We start from the raw sequence: 6,174 nt of genomic DNA, 5'->3' as shown, positions 1-6,174 counted from the left end.
CACTAACCTGATCCCCAAGCCTATGGTGGAGATCGGTGGTAAACCCATCCTCTGGCATATCATGAAAACCTACAGCCATTACGGCATCAACGATTTCGTGATCTGCTGCGGTTATAAACAATATATCATCAAGGAGTATTTCGCCAATTATTTCCGTCATAACAGCGATATGACCGTGGACCTTTCCAACAATACGACCACCATTCTGGACAACCATTCCGAGAACTGGAAAGTCACGATGGTCGATACTGGGCTGAATACCCAAACGGGCGGGCGTATCCGGCGTGTACAGAAATATCTCGGGAACGAACGTTTCCTGCTGACCTATGGTGACGGTGTCACCGACCTGAACATCGGTGATACCCTGAAGGCTCACGAGTCTTCGGGCTGCCTCCTTTCCCTTACGGCCTACAAACCCGGTGGTAAGTTCGGCGCCCTGCAGCTCGATCTCGATACGGACAAGGTCCTCTCTTTCCAGGAGAAGCCCGACGGTGACCGTAATTGGATCAATGCAGGCTATTTTGTGTGTGAACCCGAAGTGTTCGATTATATCCCTGAGGGTGACTCCACCATCTTTGAGCGTCAGCCCCTCGAGTCTATAGCCAAGGCGGGCCGGATGCACGCTTTCCGTCATACGGGTTTCTGGAAACCGATGGATACTCTGAGAGACAATACAGAATTGAATGAAATGTGGGATCAGGGAGTTGCTCCCTGGAAAGTGTGGTAAGCCGTATGGGAATTGATATATTTGATAATTTTTATCGGGGCAAACGCGTCCTTGTCACTGGTCATACGGGTTTTAAAGGTAGCTGGCTCTCCATCTGGTTGCATGAATTGGGGGCCGAGGTGATTGGTGTGGCCCAAGACCCTTTTACGGCTCGAGACAATTTCGTACTTTCCGGTATCGGCGAGAAAATTAAGGCCGACCTTCGTGCCGATATCCGCGATGGCGAGCGTATAAAGGCTATCTTTCAGGAATATCAACCTGAGATTGTTTTTCATCTTGCTGCCCAACCTCTGGTTCGCTTGAGTTATGACATCCCTGTTGAAACCTACGAAACCAATGTAATGGGAACAATCCATGTTCTTGAGGCAGTCCGTTCTACGGATAGCGTGAAGGTAGGTGTGATGATTACCACAGATAAATGTTACGAGAATAAAGAGCAAATCTGGGGCTATCGTGAAAACGAGCCTATGGGCGGTTATGACCCTTATTCCAGTAGCAAGGGAGCCGCTGAGATCGCGATTGCTTCGTGGCGTCGCTCTTTCTTTCACCCCGAGCAATACGATAAACACGGAAAATCCATCGCCAGTGTAAGAGCTGGTAACGTTATCGGTGGTGGAGACTGGGCTTTAGACCGTATCATTCCGGACTGCATCAAGGCTTTGGAATCTGGAGCGGCTATCAATATCCGAAGTCCGAAAGCTATCCGTCCCTGGCAGCATGTACTTGAACCGCTGAGTGGCTATATGCTGCTTGCGCAGAAGATGTGGAGTGATCCTACGAGATATTGTGAAGGCTGGAACTTCGGTCCGAGAGCCGAGTCAATCTCTACTGTATGGGATGTGGCTACGGAAGTAGTGAATAATTACGGTTCCGGTGAACTTCGTGACCTTTCTGATCCGCATGCGTTGCATGAAGCGAAGTTGTTGATGCTGGATATTTCGAAGGCAAAATTCCGTTTAGGTTGGGAACCGAAGATGAATATTGAGCAGACGGTTGAGTTGACGGTGGACTGGTATAAAAGATACCGGGAAGAAGAGGTATATGATGTTTGTGTTGACCAGATAGTTAATTTTATACAGAAATAAGATGGAAACAGTATTTCTGATTGGAGGGAGCGGCTTTATCGGCAAGAACCTGGCACAATATCTGTCTCAAAAATATCATGTGCATGTATTTGATAAGTATATTGATCAGCCCTTCTTTACATCTTGTCCCTCCATTGAAACAACGGAACTGGATTTGGTAAGTCAACGTATCCCACAGGATGTACCATCACCTGATTATATCATAAATCTTGCTTCGATAGTGACGGCGGAGCGGAATATGTCTTTGTTTGATGAACTAATTTCGTCCAACTTAAAGATCCTTCTCAATTTGTATGAACGTTTCAAAGAAGAATCCTCGTTGAAACTTTTTGTTCAGTTCGGCAGTTCTGAAGAGTATGGTTCTGAACAATCTCCCTTTCGGGAGGAAGACCGTGAGTGTCCTAACTCTCCGTATGCCTTGGTCAAGCAATTGACAACCAATACATCCATGATGTTGTATCGGAATTATGGCTTTCCGATAATGGTTGTCCGACCCGGTAATTTGTTTGGTCCGCTTCAGAATAAGGATAAATTCATCCCCTATGTTGTCGGACAACTGAGATCCGGGCTTCCTTTGAATGTTTCCCCCTGTGAACAGAAAAGAGATTTTATTTATGTGGATGACTTCTCTTGTGCAATAGAATCCCTTTTACAGAACCATTTCAAATGTCTTGGGGAGATTGTGAACGTGAGTAGCGGAGAAAGTATTTCTTTGAAACAGATTATCGAGCATTGTAAAGCATATCTTCACTCGTCATCGGATGTGAATTACGGTGCTTTACCCTATCGGGAGAATGAAGCTATGGATCTTAAATGCTCCATAGCTAAACTATCATCAATAACGGGATGCAATATCCATTTTGATAACGAAAAAAGACTAACTGATTATTTAAAACAATAACTATGAAGTATTTGATAACCGGCGGATGCGGTTTTATAGGGAGCAATCTTGCAGCGGAGGTGCTAAAGAGAGGTGAAGAACTCTTTGTCTTGGACAATTTATTTCGTTATGGCAGCAGCTCAAATCTTGAGTGGTTACGTACGAAAGGTGACTTTACATATTATCCTTATGATACCCGCAATACCAACGATGTCGAAACGGTAATAAAGGAGGTGCAGCCGGATTATATTTTTCATTTGGCGGGCCAGGTTGCGATGACCACCTCCATCTCCAATCCTCGGTTGGACTACGAAACAAATGCTTTGGGAACATTCAATTTACTGGATGCTGTCCGTAAGTATTCTCCGGATTCTGTAATCCTGTATTCTTCGACGAATAAGGTTTACGGTGATTTTGAGTATTTGCATTTCAGGGAAGAGTCTACCCGTTATGTTTGCGAAGAATACCCTAATGGCTTTCCTGAATCGATTTCTTTGGATTTTCACTCTCCTTACGGTTGTTCGAAGGGTTGTGCCGATCAATACCTGCTGGACTTCCATCGTATCTATGGTTTAAAGACGATTGTTTTCCGTCATTCTTCCATGTACGGCAGTAATCAGCACGCTACCTACGATCAGGGGTGGATTGGCTGGTTCTGTCAGAAAGCTCTGGAGATCAAGAACCATACTTTGCAAGAACCTTTTACAATCTCGGGTACCGGTAAACAGGTCCGTGATGTTCTTCATGGTGAGGATGTTGTGAATTTGTATTTTACAGCAAAGGACATTGACAAAGCTTATGGCGAGGTGTTTAATATTGGAGGTGGTATAGAAAATAGTCTTTCTTTGTTGGAACTGTTTGATTTGCTTGAGAATAAACTTGATATTGAGATGACCTATACTCAATTACCTTGGCGGGAGAGTGATCAGAAGGTTTTCGTGGCGGATATTGAAAAAGCTACAAGGATTTTGGGATGGCTGCCGAAGGTATCGAAAGAAAGTGGCATTGATAGAATGCTTATTTGGTTAATGAAGTAATGAAGTTCTTTAAGAATGTAGATTCTTTGACCAAATTGACTGGCAAGAATATTGTTTATACTTTCGTGTTAAAGGGGCTGTCATTTATTATATCTTTATTGTATGTACCAATTCTATTGAGTTGCCTTGATGAAAAGATATATGGTGTTTGGCTAGCTTTGACATCAGTAGTTTCGTGGTTAAGTTTGTTTGATATTGGAATCGGAAATGGATTAAAAAATAAATTGACAGAATCTTTAGCTGTAAACAATATTGAGTATTCAAAAAAATTGGTTAGTACATCATATGTATATTCTGCGCTAATCTTTTCTGTTATATTAGTGATATCTTTGATTATCAATTGTTTTATTAAATGGAATCTTCTTTTGAATGTTGAACAAATATTTAATAATGATCTAACTATAACAGCTTTTCTGGTGATTATAGCATTCTGTATGAGGTTTATACTTCAAATAATAACTCCAGTATTGGCTGCCACGCAAAATATAAGATTTAATTCATTAATAGAATTTATTGGGCAAATTGGGGCTTTTATTGGGGTTATACTTCTTAATTATTTAGGAGTAAAATCTATTATTATTTTTACAATAGTAGTATTATATGTTCCATTAATAATTTTGTTTGTTTTTTCTATTTATTTATATTCTAATAAATTGAGGGAATTAAGGCCTTGTATTAGATATTCTGATAAACAACATTTCTCTGAAATCTTTTCTCTTGGTATTAATTTTTTTATTATACAGATATCTGCTATTATAATATTTCAGACTAACAGTTTTCTTATAGCTAATAGTTTTGGTCCTGCTGATGTTACTAAATACAATATTGTTTTTAAATATTATAATATTCTAATCTTTTTGTGGGGTATTCTTATGACACCTTTATGGCCGTCTTATACGAACGCATATATTCTGGGAAACTATAAATGGATTAAGAAGTCTGTAAAATATTGTTTATTTGTGTTTTTATTAACAATAATAGTGGCTGTTATTATGGCTTTTGTAGGTCCAGCAGTTATTGAATATTGGCTAGGGCAGGACTTGAATATAAGTATGTCTCTATTGTTGGCAATGCTCCTATTTGCATTGGTAAGCATCTGGAATAGTATTTTTGGATGTATTGTTGGGGCCATTGGAAAGGTTAGATTAGGTGTTTATTCAACCAGTTTATCTGCTTTGATATTTTTTCCATTATTTTATCTTCTCAAATCTTTAGGATTAGCTATTGAAGGAGCTATTTGGAGTATGATAATTTGTATCTCATTAAGTGCTTTTCTATCCCCTATTCAAATATATTATTTTATTTATATGAAGAAAAAGTCTTCCTTCTTAACAAAATTATTGAGCTAATGAATAATTTGTTGTCCATTTTTATACCTACTTATAATAGGTGTGATGTCTTAGATACTGTTTTAGATCGTGTTATTAGTGCTGTAAACGAATATGATGTTTGTATACAAGTGTATGATAATTGTTCTCTTGATAAAACAGAAAATATTGTATGTGCAAAGCAAAAGTTGTATCCTTATATATTCTATTGTAAAAATGAAACTAATATAGGGATAGATCGAAATATGCTTAATGTCCTTAATAAACAAGTCTCTAAATATACATTAATGTTGGGAGATGATGATTTTTTGGTGGACGATTTTTATAAGAAAATAGAATCCTACTTAAAACAATGTTTTGATTTTATTGTCCTTTCTGTTGATTCGACATTTAAAACAACTGTTTATGTAGAGAAATTGAGTGCTTTCTCTTTTTTATGGGATAAAATGCCATATGGTACTGTAATAATTAGAAATGGATTAATAAATCGTTGTGATGTTGAGAAATATATTGGTACTAGTCATGCATATTCTGCTATTCCTTGGGAGTCAATGTTGAGTGGTAATGCAATTGGACAATGTTTGTTTTATTCAGATTATGTATTAGTAGAACTGGGAGAAATTGAGAAAACTTGGAAATCTAATGCTATAGATATTTTTATGTATCAAATACCTTTGTGGTTTTCAATACTACCTGAACAATATATCATGAAAAATAAGATATATAGGGGCTATATGAGAAATCTTTTTTCTTTAAGAAATATTTGGTCTTTATATAGGCGATATAATTTTAAGAGTTTAAGTAGTATGCGGTTTTTGTCAAATATTAATAGGTTTAAGTTTATGTTGATTAGCAGATTGCAATAATATATGAATGCACTTGTTACTAATCCTTTGGTATCTATAGTAATTCCGGTATATAACAGAGAACTATACATAGAAGATGCTATAAGATCTGCTATTAGTCAAACGTATCAAAATATTGAGATTATTATAGTTGATAACTGTAGTACAGATTCAACTTGGAATATTTTGAATACATGGGCAAGAAAAGATTATAGAATTAAAATATATCAGAATAAAACTAATATTGGCCCTGTTTTAAATTGGAACGAATG

The 6,174-nt window shown here is 37.9% G+C and carries 7 protein-coding genes; all 7 read left to right on the top strand.

Annotated elements, in window-relative coordinates; genetic code table 11:
• The coding region (gene rfbF, locus QZ135_RS24180) for a glucose-1-phosphate cytidylyltransferase (protein WP_294615602.1) at window positions 1-727 on the top strand (727 nt) is incomplete at its 5' end.
• A gap of 5 nt (window positions 728-732) precedes the next feature.
• Complete coding sequence (rfbG, locus tag QZ135_RS24175) at window positions 733-1,812, top strand: CDP-glucose 4,6-dehydratase (RefSeq protein WP_280229491.1); 1,080 nt, start codon at window positions 733-735, stop codon at window positions 1,810-1,812.
• 1 nt (window position 1,813) lies between these two features.
• On the top strand, window positions 1,814-2,713 hold the full coding sequence (locus QZ135_RS24170) for an NAD-dependent epimerase/dehydratase family protein (protein ID WP_022010995.1): 900 nt from the start codon (window positions 1,814-1,816) through the stop codon (window positions 2,711-2,713).
• Window positions 2,714-2,715: 2 nt separating this feature from the next.
• Entirely contained in the window at window positions 2,716-3,729 is a 1,014-nt protein-coding gene (locus QZ135_RS24165) for a GDP-mannose 4,6-dehydratase (RefSeq protein WP_294615597.1), read from the top strand.
• Window positions 3,714-5,078, top strand: a complete 1,365-nt coding sequence (locus QZ135_RS24160) for an oligosaccharide flippase family protein (protein WP_294615595.1) — start codon at window positions 3,714-3,716, stop codon at window positions 5,076-5,078. Before QZ135_RS24165 ends, QZ135_RS24160 begins: the two co-directional genes overlap by 16 nt.
• Window positions 5,078-5,923 (top strand): glycosyltransferase, encoded by an 846-nt coding sequence (locus QZ135_RS24155; RefSeq protein ID WP_294615593.1) that lies wholly within the window; start codon window positions 5,078-5,080, stop codon window positions 5,921-5,923. Before QZ135_RS24160 ends, QZ135_RS24155 begins: the two co-directional genes overlap by 1 nt.
• A 3-nt stretch (window positions 5,924-5,926) precedes the next feature.
• On the top strand, window positions 5,927-6,174 hold a 248-nt coding region (locus QZ135_RS24150), incomplete at its 3' end, for a glycosyltransferase family 2 protein (RefSeq protein WP_294615591.1).

The sequence above is a fragment of the uncultured Bacteroides sp. genome (assembly GCF_905207245.1).
Lineage (GTDB): Bacteria > Bacteroidota > Bacteroidia > Bacteroidales > Bacteroidaceae > Bacteroides.
Note: the sequence above shows the minus strand (reverse complement) of the source record. Positions and strands in the feature narration are given on the sequence as shown.

Coding starts and splice junctions, on each gene's coding strand:
- QZ135_RS24155 (WP_294615593.1), top strand. CDS start 5,078: ATGAATAATTTGTTGTCCATTTTTATACCTACTTATAATAGGTGTGAT.
- QZ135_RS24165 (WP_294615597.1), top strand. CDS start 2,716: ATGAAGTATTTGATAACCGGCGGATGCGGTTTTATAGGGAGCAATCTT.
- rfbG (WP_280229491.1), top strand. CDS start 733: ATGGGAATTGATATATTTGATAATTTTTATCGGGGCAAACGCGTCCTT.
- QZ135_RS24170 (WP_022010995.1), top strand. CDS start 1,814: ATGGAAACAGTATTTCTGATTGGAGGGAGCGGCTTTATCGGCAAGAAC.